Here is an 18,712-nt window from a genome sequence, read left to right on the forward strand (position 1 = left end):
TTTTTTATTTTAATAAAGTGAAAATCAATGCGGATACCACGGATACCATGCTTTTGTGTGGGGTCCGTATTTTCACCAATAACTGCAAGGGCGCGGGTGTCATGGATACCAAGAATACCATTTTTTTAAATTAAGCAATAAAATAATTATATAAACAAATTTTTGATACTGAAATTGAAAAACTGGCATCCGTGGCATCCGTGGCATCCGCAGCCTTATAGCAATTGATTATTCCCCACCCACCCTGGTGTAGTAGCAAAAATTTGTGGTCCGCATCAACAAAAGAATTAAGTTCATGCCAAAACTTAAGCTTAAACTCTAAAATTTGTTTTACCTCAAAAAAATTAAATGTATAATGAGTAAAAACCACAACAAATGATCGCAATCAGATATTAGTCTGCATTATTCGTCATTTGTTTACATTTTTGAAATTAATTAAAGGAGGATATTTTATGTCCACAATTGATGATGATTGTTTTGAAGGTCTTATTGAGTTTAGAGTATTTTTCGATGATGAGGAATTATTTTGTAAATTTTTACATCACTGTATTCAATTCTCAATGGATAATGATGTTGACCATGTGTTTGTTAATGAAGACGGTCGGTTTGTTGCAATTGAATATTCAAAAAATTGCTCAATTTATATCGACGATTTCGACAACAACAATGAAACAACAAATTGATTTTGAAGTTACTTTGAATCTTGTAGATATTACTGATACTTGTTGAGCAATATCTATTTTTGCCATTGGTTTTAGTATTTCTACTTGATACAGTTTGTATACTGTACACTTCAAAAATTAAAAATGTGTCATTGCAAATAAAACCGGCAATGACACATTTTATTTACTATTTTTCTAATGCAATAATTTTATTCAGATATCGATGACATTGTGTGTTACTTGAATAGAGCCCTGTAACTTTCCATGGGCTATTTTAAAGGTGATTAATTTAAATAATGCATCTGTTGTTCCATCCATGCAATGAAATCATCTTTTTTGTACACTATAGTCTTGCTGCCAATTCTTATTTTTTTGGGTCCTTTATTGTTATTGTCGTAGTATTCCATGGTTTTTTTCGAATATACAAAAGGAAGGATGTTTTCTAGCGTTTCCTTAATTTTGCTTCGAATGATGAACTCTGGAAGCTTTTCCTTTAAATATGCGAGATCAATGTTTTTTTTATTTTTCACGATATTGTCCTTTAGTATGGAAGATTTTCAAAGATTTTTCTTGCGCTATCCATCGCTTCTGGCGAAAGATGGGCATAAATTAGTGTGGTTGTAATTGATTCATGTCCGAGCATTTTTTGTAATTGTAAAAGGTCCATGCCGTTTTGGATCGCCCAGCTAGCAAAAGTGTGTCGTAAAGTATGAAAGGTGACCTTGGAGCGTGGATCAATGACATCTGCATTAAACCCTAATGATTTTATTGTTCTATTAAATGTTTTTGAAATGTCATTTGGTGGTGTATTTTTCTTTTTACCAAACACGTAATTTGATTTTGAAATAGATTTTTTATTTAACAGTATTTTTTGGATTTTTGTTGTCATTGATATGATTCGTGTTTTCCCTTTGTTTTTGGTGTTTCTGACATGGATTAGTAAGTTGTTAAAATCAATGCATTCCCAAGTTAGATTTAGTATTTCTGTTTTTCGCATGCCAGTTTGTAACGCAATTGAACATTGCATATAGCAATCGTAGGAAATATTTTTTAATGTTGTTAGTAATATTTCGGCTTCTTCGTGTGTTAAAAAGCGTTCTTTTCTGTTGTTGACTTTTGGAATTTTAAAGAATGAGTTTTTATCAAGAGGGTTTTTGCCGTTATATATTTCATGTTTGATTGCAATATTAAATAAGTGCCTAATTATACTAAATGTATACTGAATAAATCTTGGTGTAGATTTTGCAAGATCTAATTTGTTCTTGACTTTTTGAAGTTGATCATATTTAATTTCGGCAAGAGATAAGTTGCCGATTTCATTTCTTATCCAATTGTTGAAAATGCCAAGTTCTGTTCTTTTTGTATTTGGCTTTACGGTATTGTACTTAAAGTAATATTCATCAAAAATTTGCGCACATGTTAAAGAAAATTTTGCATTTTCTTTTTCAATTTCTTTTTTTGTATTTTCTTCTTGAATTATATGTTCTTTATATTCTTTAAAGTTTGTTGGACCTGTACCGGTCAGGATATTTTGTATGAACATGGTTCGATAATCTGTTGCTTTTTTTTCATTAAAACCTTCGGTTGACCACCCAAGACCAGATGTGACTGTTTTATTTGTTCCTTTAGAATACCTGATCCGATAATACCTGTCCGGTTTTCTGTTGGTGGCGTCTTTCCGTGTGAGATGTTCATAAAATTCTACTCCAGGATGCCCTGGGCATGATTTCCAATTTTTTATCATGATGCTATTTTCTCCTTTTTTTAGCGGTTTAATGATATTTTAAAATAAAAAAATTCAATGTAAACAAAATTTGGTAGAATTTATCTCAAAAACAGAAGTACCCAAGGGAAGCCTTGGGTACAAAATGGGTACAGATTTTGAAGGGGAAGGGGTGAGTAAGTAGTAGCAAAAATCAGAAAAGAGCTATTTTACATGAATAAATTGCTAAATTTATTAGCAAAAATTAACAAATACAATTTGATATAGAATGTTGTGTTAGATTCGTAATCAGCAGGTCAGGAGTTCGAGTCTCCTCGCTGGCTCCATAATTTCAAGGGGTTAGGACCGATGGTCCTGGCCCCTTTTTCATTTTTCAGCGGGCCATGCCTGTTGGCATCGTTGGCGGACCCGATTTATCCGCAATCCCAAATCCCCCTGTCATCCGGTCCTCCCCACCCGTTTTGTCCCCCAGGATTTTCCCGGTTTGGCGGAATTGCAAAATTTCATCTGTATTTTCAGTGTGTTGAAAAATTTTGAACAAATTTGAACGCATATTTTCCGTGGATCATGTGTAATTTCGGTAGGATGCGTCGGATTTGTCGAAATTTGAAATTTTGGGAGGCCGGGGCGGGTTGGGCCGCGCGGGCGAAATGAGCCGGAAAATGAGGGCGTGGCGAGGCGCTACACAATGCGCAGAGGGCTGCGCGTTGTGTGGGAAGGATCGGATGGGTGATGTTTCGTGTCGGGCAGTGCGGGTAAGCTAATAGCGCCGAATTTGTTGCTCAGGTCGAACCGGCACATGATTTTCTTGACTTTCCACAGGTCATCAATCTTGGCTGCCACCTCCACCCCGTCACGTCGGAAGTTAAGAGCAGGTTTGCCTTCTCATATACTGCTGTCAATCTGCAAACAGTATCAACTCACCCTTAATTCGGTCGGTACAGAGCCTGTTATTGAGCTACGTCTGCATCAACAGAGTCAATAACAGTCTTGGTCTGAGTCGGTAGGGTGATTTTGGTCCCAACAGGAACGATGATGATCTCGAAGGTGTCACCGATCTGCTCGCGTAGAGCCTCTAGAAGTTCCCGGGGCGTGGGTCTGGGATTCTGTTCGGGAGACGGAGAAGTAGGCGTTACCTTGATCCCAGTCGTCGGGTTTTCCCGATTTAAGTGCTCAACCAGATACGGATATTCGGCTTCGCCCAGAATCCAGGAAGGATTTGCACCATAACACCTAAACAGCGTGACCAACCAACCATCAGGAATTACCTGCCGCCGCTTTGCGTCGGAAATGCTGGACTGCTTAATGCCCAGGGCATTTCCCAATTCTGTTTGCGTTCGGCACCCGGTAATGGCCTGGATGCGTTCCATAGCTAGCTCAAAATCCATCCTGCCCTCGCTGGTCGTTTACCTGAGCGGCCCCATTGATGGGCCTAACCCTAGGTGTCCATGGGAGAGGTCCGTGGGGTCTTCGTGTGCGCAGTGTTTAGAAAATAATTTATAATCATTAGGGCGTTGTGGGTCGAATCGACGTGGCGATCACTACGGTGAAAGAAGTTGTTGCCGCCTCATTGGGTATCAGCCTGTCAACGAATGCCACTCGGTTTTGCTTTCCGTTGAAAATTTATGTTGCCCAACCGGGGATAGTCAATCTTCACTCTCCGCAGCTTTACCCACTTATTTTATTGGAAATTTTGAGATTGCTTCAGGTAAATTGAAATAACTCGTGCTGATATGCCATGAAAAATACTAATTTTACTTTTTGTATCTATGTAGTTATCTCTTCAACGTGGGCATAAAGCTATTTATATTCAGAGTAGAGGTGAAGTTTAATGGAAGCTACTACTAACGGGCACCGTGTTTTGACTCATATGATTCAAAAACTTAAAAAAAATAATTCGTACAAATCTAAAAATTATGAGATGACAACAGTTGCTAGTTCGTCAATAAGTACAGGATACTTAGACGGTAAGCAGGTTAAGAGAATAATTTTCTATTTAAGAGGGGTTGGGTGTTCGTGGTGTAAGTTAGACTATGGCGGATGTTCTATGTGTGGGCATTTTCATGGAACAACAAAAGGTGATCTTATGCCAGAAGGCGCTCACCTGCAACAGTTCAAGACAGAATACGCGAAATATGATTTTAAAGAATTCCCAATCGTATGTATTTACAATGCAGGGTCTTTGTTAAGCCGAGAGGAGATAAGAGATTACGATTTTGCAGAAATTTTGAAAATAATTGATGCTGATGCGAATATAAAACACATCATTGTTGAGAGCAGGCCAGAGTTTGTTACTGAAAGCGCAATGCAAGTCATGAGTAGTCTATTGAAGTCAACCTCAGTGGAAATCGGAATTGGGTTAGAGTCTGGATCAGAAATTGTAAGAGATCTCTGTATTAACAAAGGATTCTCGTTTGGTGATTATGTAAAGGCTGCCGAGGTGGTCAAGAAGTATAATTTTAAACTGCTGACATATATTACTGTAAAACCATTGTTTTTGACAATTAATGAATCAATTGCCGATGTGGTTGAGAGCTTGAAAAAGCTAAAACATTTGGCAGATGTGGTTTCTCTTGAGCCGACAAGTATACAGAAATGGACGCTTGTGGATTATTTTTATTCACAAGGCATCTACAGAATTCCAAGCGGGTGGATATTAAAAGATATTATTGAAGAAATAAAAGATGATCTGAATGATTTTGGATTTGAATTGCGGATTGGAGGATTTGAATTTTATCCAACACCACAGCTTTATGTAAGTAACTGTTATCGGTGCAATGGTGATTTATATAATGCAATTAACGTTTTTAACGTAAACAAAAGTATTGATGAAATGTTAAGATTGAAGTGTGAGTGTGTAAAGACATATGAAATGGAAAAATATAATGAACAATCGTTGAACACCAACTCCTCTCTGCATGCAAGAGTGTCGGAAATTATCGCAGATAAATTATTGTCAAGTTATCTAAAGTAAGTTGTGTACTGTATAGTTAGGCCAAATGTGTAGCACGATCAAATGGAGGGTTGTATGTCCAGACTCGATTCGCAGGTTCCTTTTGTGGTGAAATTTTTCAACCCGTGTTTTTCACCAGAAATGAAAATGATTTTGTTGCGTTTTGAAAATGACAACGGAAGCAGAGGGTGTATTGGAGTGCATGAGGAATCTTTAGAGTCGTTGTGCAGTGTCCTTATCGAAACTTTAGAAAAGATAAAAGCTTTCCATGATACGGAAAGCAGCATCGCTAATAAGGTTTTAAAATCTGCTTTGACTGCTCGGCTAGAAACTTTGTAAATTTTTTCAAAAAACGGAGATCAATATTCCAGTAGTGCCAGTAAAGATTGATGTCGATATATATCCCTGGAAAAAGGTCTATAAGTTCACCTGTTTTAAAATAACCTTCAGCCTGGATACTTGGTACGGCACCGTAGCCTAGTCCGCATTTGACTGCTTTCAATAGTTGTTCGGAGGATGGAATGTAGTGTGTGTTAAATTTTGCAGGAGATTTCTGAAAAATATTTTTAAACAATTGATGATGAATTGTATCTTTTGTGTTGTAGTTTATGGTCGGGGCTGCCGCCGCATTATCAAATTCAATTCCACTGTTAAACCACTTTTGACAAAAAGAAGGACTCGCTGCAAATTTATACTGCATTGCTCCGATGTAATCACATGAGCATCCTTGGACAATGCTATCGCTCGAGCTTATGCATCCTACGACATCGCCGTCCTTAAGTAGTTTGTGTGTTTCGTCTTGATCGTCAACAATGAAATGGAACAATACCGTGTTGTCTTCGTAGAACTTATTGACAATATTAAAAAGCCAAGTCGCCAGACTGTCAGCATTAACACCCAAATTGAGAATGGTATATTTTTTTTCAGTGCCAGATATTAATCTTGATAAAACATCCTCTTCGAGATATTTTACTTGCTTGTAATGTTTTAGAAGTTGCCGACCAGCAGGAGTTGGTTTGGGCGGGGATGTCCTCACGATAAGAACTTGTCCCATATACTCTTCTAGCTGCTTGATGCGTTGGGACACCGCCGATTGCGAAATAAATAAAGCCTTCGCAGCTTTTTCAAAACCACCACACTCAAGGACTAGGCCAAGAGCTTCAAGCATGTTGCCATCTATCATAAGGTATCCAGATAATATTTTGTTTTGATTAGTTTTGCTTATGGAATTGCCGTGCCAACATTTTTCGCTGTGGTAAAGAAGGTGCGGGTTAAGATGTAAGGGGTGAAGGCCTAGTTATAATGCTGGAAGATTGCGTTTAGTCCGTATTACAGAGTGTTGAAACCCTAGGGTGTCCTGAGTTTACTGGCACTTTCTCGTAGCAAGAAATAAATCAAAGCGCAATATGCTTTTTTTGGCGGAAGTGTGCATTTTTAGAGCGCTGTAATTATGTCTACAGTCTAGAGACAACGTATAATCGAAGGCTAAATATCCTTCGCAACCTATGTTGTAAAGCAATGCATGTTTGTTTGTGGTGCATATGTTGTATGAAGTTGATAGATGAAGGAGATGTTGATGGGAACATATTATATGTCAATCGCGATAGTGGTTTTGTCGAATCTTTTTTATCATGTGTTCCAAAAATCTATACCTCAACAATTTAACCCGTTTATTTCTCTCGTTATAACATATATTACAGCTATAGTATTTTCATTAATATTGTTTCCATTTTACAATACCAATATAACACTTGCCGAGCACTTTAGACTTTCTTTGTGGCCTAGTGTTGCGTTAGGTTTTGCGATTGTTGGCCTTGAAATTGGTTTCTTGCTTGCCTATAGGGCTGGGTGGGATATAAGTATCGCTGCTGTTTTTTCAAATATTTCTGTAGCAATATTTCTCTTGCCTGTGGGATTGCTGATATATAAAGAAAATTTTACAAAAACCAACTTTGTTGGAGTGATTCTGTGTATAATCGGTCTTGTATTGGTTAAGAGGTGAGTAGTTCGTGTTTATTTAGTTATGTAAACGTGTTGTGTCAGACTAGTTGGGTTTTGTTTTTTTTGAACATTTCCACGGTATGCGGCACAGGGGTGATCATGAAGCCCTACTAAAGCTGATCACTGATATGAAAAGGCAACCCCTTCTTGTCACACCTTTGCACAGAATATTTTTCAGCCGGTGCTGTTCGAATTCGCTGATAGCCATGCGGTCTTGTAAGATGATCAGTTGCCCGTGTAAATTGATCACTATCCGCAATCCTCACCCCCGCCCCTTTTACCCCATCTTGCCAGTGTATCGGCGCTGATTTTCTGAAATTTTCTGGAATTTCAGTGTGTTGATAAATTTTGAACAAATTAGAACGCGGATTTTATGTGGATCATGTGTTATTTCGGGAGGATGCTGCGGATTCGTCGAAATTTGAAATTTTGGGATGCCGGAGCTGGTTGGGCCGAGCGGACGAAATGAACTGGAAAATGAGGGTGTGGCGAGGCGCTACCCAATGCGCAGAGGGCTGCGCGTGTGATAAAGGCGAGATAAAGGCACCTGGGAGACTCTTTTCTCTATGCGGAAAAAGTACGGAAGCTGAGGGCACAAAGCCTGCTAAGGCGGTATTGTCAGGAGAATAGTATCCCTGTACTAATGGGTAAGAATAGTATCAAGTGAGGGTCAATTTGTTGATTTCGGGTGAATTGTTGATATGTTAGGTTGACAAATGCTACCCGCTAAGATCATCATGTGGCAGGCATGCTATCCTTCCCTGGTTTGGAAGGGAAAAACTTCTCAGGCGACAATCAGTCAATATGTTCTCAATGTGCTGTAGCCTCTTTGTAGTAAATTTTTAGAAATTTTTGACGAAACACAACATATTAATCTGCTTAATCACGTATGAAATTTTAAAAAACAATGCGGTTTTATCTACTGTTTTTTATAAACAAAATTACCAACCATGGAAATAGAAATGGATTCAATAAACAAGCTTTCATCTCTCGTTTTCTCTCATTTTGTAGCGAGGCAAAATGCATATGCTATACAAGATGCAAACGGGTTGTATCATACGCGATACTTAAGGATTAGTAAATACACAATCAGGCATATGATACTCAACGGACTAAGCTTCCTTACGTATCAAATGCTTGATTCTAAAAAAATTAAATGGTGTTGTTTGGACTTCGATATTTCGAGTAATTTTATTGCCGCCCCTGATTTTCTCATCCTAAAAGAAGATTATTATGATAGATTGATTAAGATTGTCGCTGAGACCTATGAATTTCTAAACAGCAAAAATATTGATAGTTTAGTTGAATTTTCTGGCAATAGAGGTTTTCACTTGTGGATTGTCTTTAGCGAGCCAATACTGAAAGATCTTGGTCATAGAATTTTAAAAACAATCTGTGAAAACATAATTGTGCCTCGTGAATTTGCAATTGATTTTTTTCCTGCTACCCCCCAATTTTTAAAAAAGGGCATCGGTCAAGGAGTAAAGATTCCAATTTCTGTTCACAGGAAGTCAAATAAGTATTGCTATTTTATCGACGAACTAAGCGGTATTTCAATTAAAGACTTATCGGTTGCAGAAATTGGGCCTGAATTCATTAAAAACCAAATAAGAATTTTAGAAAACTATAAACTTCAAAAGCCAAAAGACGTTGTTAAAGCACTCGGTATAAGCCTGTCTGCCGATGAATCTACAAACTTTAATCGCTACGTGAAGACAAGATCTATTGGCATTGATAAAGAAAATTCAAAAAACCTTGACGATGTATTGCAAGAATTATCAAATTGCTCTATTTTAAATACGATAATATCAACCGCTTACTCTTCTTTTCCTGAAAAAAGCCGTACCATCATCGTTGGCTTGTTAAATAAAGTAACGACAGATACTGATAGTGCTTTTGGAAAAAAGCTACTGCTCGATTTTTTTTCACGCATGCCTAATTTTAAAGAAGAGTTGACAATAAAAAAGCTTAAGAATCTAAATTTACAGCCGATAACATGTCGTTATTTAAAGGCATTATTTCCTGACGTCGAGTGTACGTGTATTTATAAAAATATCCAGTCTCCTGTTGAGATTATTTCGGGGGTCACAATAAAGGCATACAATCCATTTGAATCAACAAAAGAAGACATCAGAAGAGTAACGAACTCAACCCTTAAGTACACACGACAAAATGACGAGGTGCCGTTATTTATTATTGAATCAAAACTCAAAAATATAAACATCGATCAATTAGTTGTGTTATGTGATAGTGCTTTGAAAGGAATGTATTGCTTTAAAGGTCACTATGAATTCTTTAGAAATGAAGAAAACTCAGTAAGGACACTTATTTCACTGTCTCCTGAAGATAAGGTAGTGACAAAGTTTTTGATCAAGTGCCTCCATTCTTTTTTTTATATTGGGTTTTCGGAAAATAGCTATGGGTACAAATTTAATGAAAACTATTCAAATGAAAATATATTTTATCCTTGGCTGCAGCAATGGAGAATATTTAAAAAAGGAATCTCTTCTGTAGTCGAAGATGAAGTCATGGCCGAATGCTTCCTCATCAAGCTAGACATAAGATCTTTCTATTCGTCAATCGATAGACAATTGTTGAGAGTTAAGATTGTTGACGGCCCTACAGCAGCTATTAGAAAAATTTTTAGCAATCTCAATCCAATATCTAAAGCGACTATAGAAAATATAGGAAAGCTGCTTGTTTCAGTTTGCGATGAGACGGTTGAAGATATTTCAGGAGTCCCTCAAGGACCTGCTTTTGCGAGGTATTTAGCCGAAGTTTATTTAATGGATTTCGACAAATATGTAGAGCGAATGATAGCTGAAGATTTTGGTCAATATTTTAGATACGTAGACGATATTTTTATTGTAATTGACTCAGAAGACAAAGCATTTGAATTAAATAAAAATATCATATCTTTTTTAAGCAATTTAAATCTTGAGATCAATACAGATAAATCATACTACGGAAAAGTTAAAGACTACCGAGGCAAGTTTGACGATTATATTGATAACGCAAAGTATACCATTGACCACACAAGCCTTAACCTTTCGACAAAAGCGGCACTAGACAGATCTTTGAAAGAACTTTTTGGCTTGCTAGACGGAGGGAAGACGAAAGACATAAAGAATGAAAATATATCTTTTTTTCTAACACATTTTTCAGACCACCCCCTTGTTGAAGGAAGATTAAAAGGCCTGGAGGACTATGTCCTTAATTTAAAACTTGGCCGAGGATCCATGTTTAGAAATTTTTTTGCACACTATATTCCAAAGCATTTGGTAGAGTTAGGGTCAAATCTGTTGGTTTTGTCTTTAGAGGGGTTGAAACGAGAAGTTTTTTTAAATTCTTTGCTTGTACATATTCAAGGGATCTGTTTGTCTCCAGAAGAAAGTGACTCAATTAGAAATATCTTATTATATTATATTAAAAAGAAGCTTTCAAAAGCAGAAGCAGAAACAATTTTAGTATTAATGCTGCAGAATAAACGATTTTTTGATGTTGGATTTTTTAAAAAAATGGATTTGCAAATGATTATCAATGCGCTCCCCGTTGGCTTGTCGCTTGGTGAATCTTCTGCGGCAGAAGAAGGTATTGTTGATCTTCTTATAGGTTTAAATCACGCTGATTTTATCAGTTTATGCTCAAGAATCGCTGTCAATGATATCGGAGACGGGAGATTTTGCAGTAAACTTGGTGACATATTCTTTAACAAAATGTACAATTACATCGGGTCTACTGATTTTAGAACTTATGATCCAATTTTTATATCAGATGAATTGCTTGACGACTATCATTTTGCTTGCTGTTTATTTTCTATTCTTCCAAGCAACAACGACAATTTTGGCAGAGTCGAATTAGTATGGCAGAATATGGTTTGTTTTATGAATAAGCGTCTGCCCAAGGCGCGTGATATTGTAAACCATAAGCGTTGGCTAGAAAAAGCTTCAAAAATACCGATAGACTTTAAAAGGATAATGTCACTACTTGCGCTCGGCGTTGTCGATGGTATTGTTCCAGGATTTAATTGCGAGCTACAACTTTATGAAAATTTCAAAAAAAATATTCTAATTCTCGTTTGCATAACCGAAAACCCTGGAAAAGAAATAATTTCTGATGATATAAAAAGTATTGTTGGTAAATATTTCAATGCTGAAAAATATGAATATTTGCGATGGATGGCTTCAGATCCAGAAGAAGTTTTTCCTTTTCCAGATAAAAATGTATGTGTAAAAAATATAATATACAATGACAGGCTTGTGCTAAAAAAAGACAATGAAATTCTAATCCGGCACAAGACGAACCGAGTCAATTCAGTTGTTCACCATCAAGCTACTTCTGAACCCATCTGCGGCTATCTTTCGGATGAAATATTTGATATTACCAAAAAAAAGTACCACACAGACAAGTTCGCTCCTATAGATAAATTATTTTTAAAAGACGATTTTTTTAAACTTATTGCCGCTATTTGCGCCGCAAAGGAAAACTTAGAAATAATTTCAAATCGACTGACAGATACAAAAGATAGTAAGTTTATCTATGCAAGTAAACTGGAGTATTTTACGCATTCTTTCGACGAACCATTGCTCCCAGAAGCAATACATGACTCAGTGCTTCATAGCTATAATTATGATGAGATGCTAGAGAATAACCGTTTAAATTTTTTAAAGATATTGTCTCAGGCCATATCTGTTTCAAAACACACGGTGTTACCTGCCTTTAGAAATTTAAAATTCACATCAGAAGAATATAGCAAGCGACTAATCCCCTATCATTGCAGGAATGACTACGAAGCTACTTTCAAGCTATTGAGCGCCATATCTTCTCCAAGCGCAGAGATGGATTATACTTGGCCTTATCATGTAGAAGCTGCAAAAATTAATGCTATAGTTACACATCGACTAGGCAGCTCTATTTCTTTCAAAAGTTCAATTATATATGACGTCTTAAATGATTATAATTCTTTATTTGGCTCAAGAAAACTTGACAAGATAAAGTTAATGTTTGGCGTAAACAATTTAATGCTTTACGATTGTGAGAGTTCTTTAGACAGAATTTTTTATCTCGTAATTGACAGTATTGAATTTTTTATCGAGATGACAGGCAAGGAACATTTTGTCCGTCATGTCGCTGATCTGTTGCGGCTTGAACTATTCAGAATATTAACCATAATTAATACGTTTTTTGAAAGTGGAACTGAAGGGATGAGTAATGAGTATGCTGACGAAATAGTTATAGATACAGTTGACTTAGATGCTTTATTTAGACTTAGTTCTTCTATTGCTTTAGATCCTGTAAAAATTACATTTGATGACTCTGTGGCGTCAGAACTTGAAATTGGGGATAGCTTGGTTTACATCTTTGACAAGCCTCAAGATGTTAGTGTTTTGATATTTTTCATTGGTTCTGATATAGAGTTATCTGCATTGTCAATAGAACACGCTGGCGATCTTGTAAATAACACATGCTTTTTAATTAAAAGTTCGATCCAGAACGAGTACCTGATCGCTGTCGTTCCTCATCAGATTGTCAGGTGTTGCGAGGTAATTAAAGCTAGAAAAAAAATTTACGACAATGAATTTCCATATTTTGGAACAAATGTTATGCTGTTTGAAAATTTTTCTCCTGCTTTAAAAAAATTAGAAAATCTTGATAAGTTTGATACGGCCATTGATGTTTTAAAGTGTCATAATGATAATTACAACGAAGATGAAATTAAAAATGACTTGTTAAATTGGCTCATGATTTTCCCACAACATTATCATGCAGCTCTTATTGACGTTATCGCTGCTCATCGGGCATACAGCGCTATTGATATCAACAAGTTTGTACAAATGGCTCACGAATGCCAAAAACGTCCAAATACTATCCTGGGAACAATAAAGAGGTTTGCAGATGGAGGAGGGTTTCATCGGATCATTCCAAACTTTGATCTTGACTTTAGGAGACTCGAAACTGAATTATGGGTGAATAAATTAGAAGCAATAGACTATAGTCAGTCAGAGCTAATTATTCTAGTTGAATTGATAGTATCTGGCACGCAAATTCTAGATTCTTTTGGTAAATATTATTTAAACAACAATCCTTTGCCAAGCATAGTTGAAAAAAATCATTACTTTGATATTTCTCGCAATAAGCAAGAATTTATTAGTTCTCTGTGTAAAATAAAAAAAATTAGATTTATTGCTATAATGAGCACAGACATTGGAAAGAATAGAATTGAAAGTCAATTGCCAGCCATTTTTAGTGAAGTCTCAACAGATATCCCTGAAATTTCAGTTGACGCAGTGGTCTTCGTTCGGGATCATGAAAATACAGTTGATAATAACACAAAAATATCAAAACAAAGCCAACGAAGATTTCAAGAGCTTATTAATAAAGATGAAATATCTAAATTTTTTGAGTTGACTCAACTTAGGCATGGTTATCCATATGAGGACCACATAAACTTCAAATCTAGGAATTTACTTGTTCGACGCCGGACTGTTACTAAGCACTGCTTTAAATTATTTACAATGATTCCGAAAGAAAGTGATGCGAAAGCTTTGTTTTCTATAATAAAAGAGCATTTCTCTCATTGAGTCATTTATTTTGAAACTTTTTTTGCAGTTAATTTGTCATATTAAAACGACTATGCAACTAATTTGCAATTTTTTAATGTATAAATTGTTTTCTTGGTATAATTTAGATTGTTTTAGTGGCGTAGAATCTACCTAATTGAATTGTACAGCTATTTCTTGTTACGCTTATAATGTGCATAAAAGCTACTACTACCTGCTGCAAATGTTGGATAATCTCTCGTCACGAGAATGATGGTGCAAAGGGCCATAACCATGATTCGATCTTTCGCCTTTCTGCTGGTCTTTGCACTTCTTCCTATCTCCTCTTTGGCGGCAGACTCCTGGCAGGGAAAGGTCGTCAACGTCCTCGACGGCACAACCTTGGACATCGCCAAGCCAGATGGAAAAATCGAACGGATCAAGCTCTACGCGGTCATAGCTCCTGTCCCAGGGAATCCACTTGGAGATGCTGCGCGGCGGCGAACAACCTCATGGTGCTATCAGTGGGGAGACGTAGCCGAGGTATTGCCCGTCTACCAAGAGCCAAACGGCCAAGTCATCGCGCGAGTGATTGTCGGGCAGGAAGATTTGGCCGACGTCGTAACGAAAGCCTGTCTTGCCTCAGTTGATGTCGCCACATGCCGAAAGCGTGGGACGATGGAATGCGTGTCTTGGCATGCCTGGGAGCTTCAATGCCGGGACGAGAAAAGAGGATTATGGGCAGACAAAAATCAATAAACTTGGGTTGGTATCATGAAGAGACTTTTCTTGACGCTTGCCTTGGTTCTAGGCCCTGCCTTATCCTTCGCAGTCACGGACCAAGAAGTCCGAGACATGATAATCAAGGAGTCTATCAGTTCGTACCCTGGCAATTGCCCATGTCCCTACAACACCATGCGCAACGGTAGGAATTGCGGCGGGAGAAGTGCCTACAGCCGACCGGGTGGCCGGTCTCCGCTCTGTTACCCAAAGGACGTCACCGACCCAATGGTCAAGGCGTACCGTGCGCAGCACAATTTCAAATAGGCTGGGGCAGGCGTTCTCCCCTTTTCAACCCTGAATCCAGGAGAATTCCCCGTGAAGAAAGCGTATTTGCTTATCGTTGCTCTGCTGCTGGTTTGCTGCATGGCTTCTGCGGGCATTGCTGGGCAGAAAGCCATCACTCCGAGCACGGCCTCCCCGGCAAAAGTCGAAGCTCCTGCCGCCAAGGCCGAGCTTATTGACCTGAATTCCGCGACCGAAGATCAGCTTAAATCCCTGCCTGGCATTGGTGACGCCTATTCCAAGAAGATTATTGAGGGCCGCCCCTACGCCAAGAAGGACCAGCTTGTTTCCAAAAAGATCATCCCTGGCGCAACCTATGACAAGATCAAAGACAAGGTCATCGCCAAGCAGAAGTAGGCAAGTCAAGTAAGCGGGGGCGAGGCATTCTCTTGCCCCCGCAAAGGTGCTCCAATGAAATTTTGCCTCTCAGCCCTGATTGTGTGCTTCTGGCTAGTTTGCCCAGGAGCCCTCCAGGCCTATGACATAACTCTTCATAACACGCCTGTTAGTGTGTACTTTTCTCCAAAGAGTGGCGCACAGCAAGCAATCGTTGATGCCATTGGTCAAGCTAAAGAGACAATCTATGTACAAGCTTACAGCTTTACCTCTGCTCCAATAGCCAAGGCCCTTGTTGATGCCTCTCGCCGGGGAGTAAAGGTCGAAGCCATTCTCGATAAAAGTCAAAGAAAAGCTACCTATACTGGGGCGACGTTTCTTAAGAATGAAGGCATCCCAGTCTGGATTGACGACAAGCATGCCATCGCCCACAATAAAGTGATGATCATCGATGGTTCGACTGTGATCACGGGGTCGTTTAACTTCACCAAGGCGGCCGAAGAGAAGAACGCTGAGAACCTGCTGATCATTCGGGATGAGACTTTGGCTAAGCTCTATTTGGTGAATTGGCGACAGCACAAAGAGCATTCAGAAGAATTGTGATACGTTGGAAGAAATTGTTCGTGGAGGACGTATGCGTACAAGAAATCCTTATTTCGATAAAGAATCTCTGGACTCATGGAATCGCATGCTATCGGAGATGTTCCCAGTCGGTGTGCCTTTGTATTGCGAATGGGTCGAGCCAAACGACATCGTTAGTGTTTTAGATTGTATTGGAAAATTTAAAATTGCTAACCATTCTTTTTTCCCAAATGGTGGTGGTCTTGATCTTGAGGGTTGTCGTTTTTCTGGCTTGGAAACTGATTGCATAGAAATAGATTTTTCTTCAGTCCCTCATATTGTTAAACCACGATGTCTTTCCTTCGATTCTATCGGGACAGAGCAACAGCTTTCGTATTTTCGATTAGAACTCGAAAATCTTGAGCCAACAGGTGTTTATGGCCAGCATTCCAATGATTATGAGGAGTTGGCCGTTGTTAACGGCAAGTATGTAGATAGGTCTTTTTATGATGCAGGTGAGCATGGCGGAAAACCATTGCCAAAGGGCTCTCGCGTAGTTCGGCGTGAATGGGGAGGAGCTATTCTTGTTTTTTGCAAAGTCTCTCCCTATAATAAGATCCCAATGACGTATGATGATGGATATGCCAGAATGAACAAACAGGATTTTCACAAGCTAATCGTCTCAATAAATTCTGAGCTTGCAAAGAAGGCGTCTTCCTAAATTTTATTTGATTCGCCGTTAGAGAAACTGCGGCGTGGTTTCTTGTGGATGGTTGAAGATAAAAAAGCCCACGCCGTCCACTTTGACATGGAAGACGTGGGCTTCTTGCTTGGGCCTAACTATTTTTTGTCGATCTTGGTCTATTTTGCTTCAGCAGGAACTTTCAGCAACTCAAGAATGCCAACATTCTTTTCTTTAGCGGTAGCAGCAAGCGATTTCATGCCGTCAAAACCATTGTCCAGAACAAACTGAGTAACATCTCCGCGCTTAATTCCAAATTCCTTCATGATCATCTGAATCTGCTTGAGGGGATTGTTTTCGCCAGTCAGCGTTTTTCGGGCAATCTTAACAGACATATCTTTCTTGGTAACGCCGTACTTGTCCATGTACTCTTTACGAGTCAAGCCATGAGACTCAAGATGTTTCGTGCCTAAAACCTTAAATTCTACGCCACAAACGGCACATTTGACACCTTTCTTGGTCTTCACATGCTGCGCAGCTTCGATTTGCTTCATGGGCTCGGGCTGGACGTCAATGATCGGGCCGGCGCTGAGAGCAGTCAGCTTTTCGTAAATGCTCTTTGCTACGACTTCCAGCTCGCTGAAATGAACTTTGCCATGGCGAAGTTGGTCTTTTGCCAGATTTAAAGCCTCTGCCCAAATTTCTTTATCGATCATGGTTAACTCCTTTATGGCTGAATGATCTTTTCGGCAGATAGCTTTAAGGTGATTTTCTGTCAACGTGAAATGAAATTTATGTTCATGAGCTTTGCTCATTAATTGATATTCTGTTGCCCCGATGGGGTCGGTCGACCAGTATCCCCGGTCCCGGACCTCTGGGCACCCCTTGGATTCGCGCCCTACGGCCCCGTCCTGGGGCTTTCCTCGTGTGGGGTAGATTGCCCTGGCCCCTCCCCTCAAAAACGCAAGGGTGGGTCGCCTAGGCCCAAAGTCCGATTCGGCCGGAGGCTCTGCCAATTGCCTCGGCCTCCCCGTCAGCTGCCCAGCCCCGTGACCTGGCCCTTGCCCCGAGGGTATCCTTCCCTGGTCCCCGATCTCCTGGGCCAAGAGGTGACCATGCCGACCGAAGCAGAATCTAACGCCAAGACGCTCGAATTGATCGAAGAGATCGAAGAGATCACCAAGCGGTTTCAGCCCATCGAACACCTTTTTGATGTTATGGGCGCGGCAGATTCAGGCGTGCAGGGAGTGTTTGTGCGACGGTGGGCAGAGATAGGCATGCATCTCGCGGCAACTTTCAGGGAATATCTTGATCTGCTAGCCGCTGCTCCAAAGGGCAAAGACTGAAGTCCTGGTCATCTAATCTGTTTTCATGGAGGCTTGGAATATGATGCTTTTTAAATTTATCGCCGGAATCGCTTTGGGTGTCGTCGTTGGCGGTGTGTTTAAAACAATTGCTCACGGCGGTGGCATTATTGTTGGTCGGGATAATGTGCGAAATGCAATCAAAAAGGAAGAAAAAAATGTTCGTGGTCGGTTCAATGGCCTGAAAGTCACGGATAGTGACCCGAAGTTCTATGATTAATGACTAGCTGGATCTATTCTGTCAGGGCAGTCAATATCTTAAGGATCTTTGTCTTATCGCTCGGCGATGCCGACTGAACAATGCCAATGGCAAGTTCTTCCGTCACCTCTGTTGTAAATAAGTCAACTTCGAGGTCAAACAACTTCATTAGGGAGATATCGAGCGCGACTGATAAGTTGTGAAGGCTTTCAAGGGTGGGATTGCCCCGGCCGCGTTCGATTTCCCCGAGGTGCTTCAAGGACAAATTGGCCTTTTCAGCCAGTTCCAGTTGGGTCAGGCTGATCGGCGACAATTACTCCTGAGCATCAGCGACAATTAGAATTGTGCATCCACCTCCCCTTGGAGGCTGGCGGCTGTCTCCCCCCGGGAAAGATGGTAACCAGCTGAAATGATAACGGATGCGCAGGTGAGAAAGCTGATGCGAGAGAAGACCAAAACAGGGCTGACCGGAATAGCCGGGCTCAAGGCCGGCATGAGCCGCAATACGGCGGCAAAGTATCTCAAGGAAGGCAGACTCCCCTCTGAAATGAAGGAGGTACGGGACTGGCGAACACGGCCTGACCCCTTCCTGAATCATTGGGCGGAAATAGAAGCGCGTCTCACGGC

The 18,712-nt window shown here is 39.6% G+C and carries 17 protein-coding genes and 1 pseudogene; 12 read left to right on the top strand and 6 right to left on the bottom strand.

Annotation, left to right across the window (positions count from 1 at the left end):
* Positions 1-452: 452 nt before the first annotated feature.
* On the top strand, positions 453-683 hold the full coding sequence (locus Q368_RS0122160) for a hypothetical protein (RefSeq protein ID WP_156955846.1): 231 nt from the start codon (positions 453-455) through the stop codon (positions 681-683).
* A gap of 263 nt (positions 684-946) precedes the next feature.
* Here Q368_RS0122160 and Q368_RS26135 read toward each other — a convergent pair whose 3' ends face one another.
* The 3 genes from Q368_RS26135 to Q368_RS24215 all read right to left on the bottom strand — a co-directional run bounded on the left by Q368_RS26135 (position 947) and on the right by Q368_RS24215 (position 3,755).
* The gene (locus Q368_RS26135; RefSeq protein WP_156955847.1) at positions 947-1,192 is read right to left on the bottom strand and encodes a helix-turn-helix transcriptional regulator; all 246 of its coding nucleotides are present in this window, start codon (positions 1,190-1,192) and stop codon (positions 947-949) included.
* A gap of 11 nt (positions 1,193-1,203) precedes the next feature.
* A complete protein-coding gene (locus tag Q368_RS25220; protein WP_084158972.1) occupies positions 1,204-2,406 on the bottom strand; it encodes a tyrosine-type recombinase/integrase in 1,203 nt (400 codons plus the stop codon).
* 929 nt (positions 2,407-3,335) lie between these two features.
* Positions 3,336-3,755 carry a helix-turn-helix domain-containing protein gene (locus Q368_RS24215; protein ID WP_245611453.1) on the bottom strand — a complete coding sequence of 140 codons (420 nt, stop codon included), beginning with the start codon at positions 3,753-3,755 and terminating at the stop codon, positions 3,336-3,338.
* A 461-nt stretch (positions 3,756-4,216) separates the two neighbouring features.
* Here Q368_RS24215 and Q368_RS26140 point away from each other — a divergent pair, with 461 nt between their 5' ends.
* Positions 4,217-5,359, top strand: a complete 1,143-nt coding sequence (locus Q368_RS26140; protein ID WP_156955848.1) for an archaeosine biosynthesis radical SAM protein RaSEA — start codon at positions 4,217-4,219, stop codon at positions 5,357-5,359.
* 54 nt (positions 5,360-5,413) lie between these two features.
* A complete protein-coding gene (locus Q368_RS26145; protein WP_156955849.1) occupies positions 5,414-5,677 on the top strand; it encodes a hypothetical protein in 264 nt (87 codons plus the stop codon).
* Here the strand turns inward: Q368_RS26145 and Q368_RS25225 are convergent.
* The gene (locus Q368_RS25225) at positions 5,628-6,521 is read right to left on the bottom strand and encodes a LysR family transcriptional regulator ArgP (RefSeq protein WP_084158973.1); all 894 of its coding nucleotides are present in this window, start codon (positions 6,519-6,521) and stop codon (positions 5,628-5,630) included. The two genes, Q368_RS26145 and Q368_RS25225, sit on opposite strands and share 50 nt — an antisense overlap.
* Before the next feature lie 393 nt (positions 6,522-6,914).
* Here Q368_RS25225 and Q368_RS24220 point away from each other — a divergent pair, with 393 nt between their 5' ends.
* From Q368_RS24220 to Q368_RS26155, 6 genes are all read left to right on the top strand, one after another.
* A complete protein-coding gene (locus Q368_RS24220) occupies positions 6,915-7,340 on the top strand; it encodes an EamA family transporter (RefSeq protein ID WP_052360350.1) in 426 nt (141 codons plus the stop codon).
* Between the two features lie 961 nt (positions 7,341-8,301).
* Entirely contained in the window at positions 8,302-13,920 is a 5,619-nt protein-coding gene (locus tag Q368_RS25230) for a TOTE conflict system archaeo-eukaryotic primase domain-containing protein (RefSeq protein ID WP_162179674.1), read from the top strand.
* 252 nt (positions 13,921-14,172) lie between these two features.
* Complete coding sequence (locus Q368_RS26150) at positions 14,173-14,637, top strand: thermonuclease family protein (protein ID WP_156955850.1); 465 nt, start codon at positions 14,173-14,175, stop codon at positions 14,635-14,637.
* Between the two features lie 339 nt (positions 14,638-14,976).
* Positions 14,977-15,300, top strand: coding sequence for a ComEA family DNA-binding protein (locus Q368_RS0122170; RefSeq protein WP_029461206.1), 324 nt, complete (start codon positions 14,977-14,979; stop codon positions 15,298-15,300).
* A 54-nt stretch (positions 15,301-15,354) separates the two neighbouring features.
* Entirely contained in the window at positions 15,355-15,882 is a 528-nt protein-coding gene (locus Q368_RS0122175; protein WP_029461207.1) for a phospholipase D family nuclease, read from the top strand.
* A 31-nt stretch (positions 15,883-15,913) separates the two neighbouring features.
* Complete coding sequence (locus Q368_RS26155) at positions 15,914-16,561, top strand: hypothetical protein (RefSeq protein ID WP_156955851.1); 648 nt, start codon at positions 15,914-15,916, stop codon at positions 16,559-16,561.
* A 140-nt stretch (positions 16,562-16,701) separates the two neighbouring features.
* Here Q368_RS26155 and Q368_RS0122185 read toward each other — a convergent pair whose 3' ends face one another.
* The gene (locus Q368_RS0122185; RefSeq protein WP_029461209.1) at positions 16,702-17,238 is read right to left on the bottom strand and encodes a MucR family transcriptional regulator; all 537 of its coding nucleotides are present in this window, start codon (positions 17,236-17,238) and stop codon (positions 16,702-16,704) included.
* A 399-nt stretch (positions 17,239-17,637) separates the two neighbouring features.
* Here Q368_RS0122185 and Q368_RS0122190 point away from each other — a divergent pair, with 399 nt between their 5' ends.
* Both Q368_RS0122190 and Q368_RS25235 read left to right on the top strand, forming a co-directional pair.
* Entirely contained in the window at positions 17,638-17,868 is a 231-nt protein-coding gene (locus tag Q368_RS0122190) for a hypothetical protein (RefSeq protein WP_029461210.1), read from the top strand.
* A gap of 40 nt (positions 17,869-17,908) precedes the next feature.
* Complete coding sequence (locus Q368_RS25235; RefSeq protein WP_084158974.1) at positions 17,909-18,106, top strand: hypothetical protein; 198 nt, start codon at positions 17,909-17,911, stop codon at positions 18,104-18,106.
* Between the two features lie 13 nt (positions 18,107-18,119).
* Here Q368_RS25235 and Q368_RS0122195 read toward each other — a convergent pair whose 3' ends face one another.
* On the bottom strand, positions 18,120-18,398 hold the full coding sequence (locus Q368_RS0122195) for a helix-turn-helix transcriptional regulator (RefSeq protein WP_052360352.1): 279 nt from the start codon (positions 18,396-18,398) through the stop codon (positions 18,120-18,122).
* 114 nt (positions 18,399-18,512) lie between these two features.
* On the opposite strand from Q368_RS0122195, the pseudogene Q368_RS26805 reads away from it, so the two are divergent.
* Positions 18,513-18,712 (top strand): annotated as a pseudogene (locus Q368_RS26805) (hypothetical protein); the annotation flags it as partial.

It is taken from the genome of Solidesulfovibrio alcoholivorans DSM 5433 (assembly GCF_000702665.1).
Lineage (GTDB): Bacteria > Desulfobacterota > Desulfovibrionia > Desulfovibrionales > Desulfovibrionaceae > Solidesulfovibrio > Solidesulfovibrio alcoholivorans.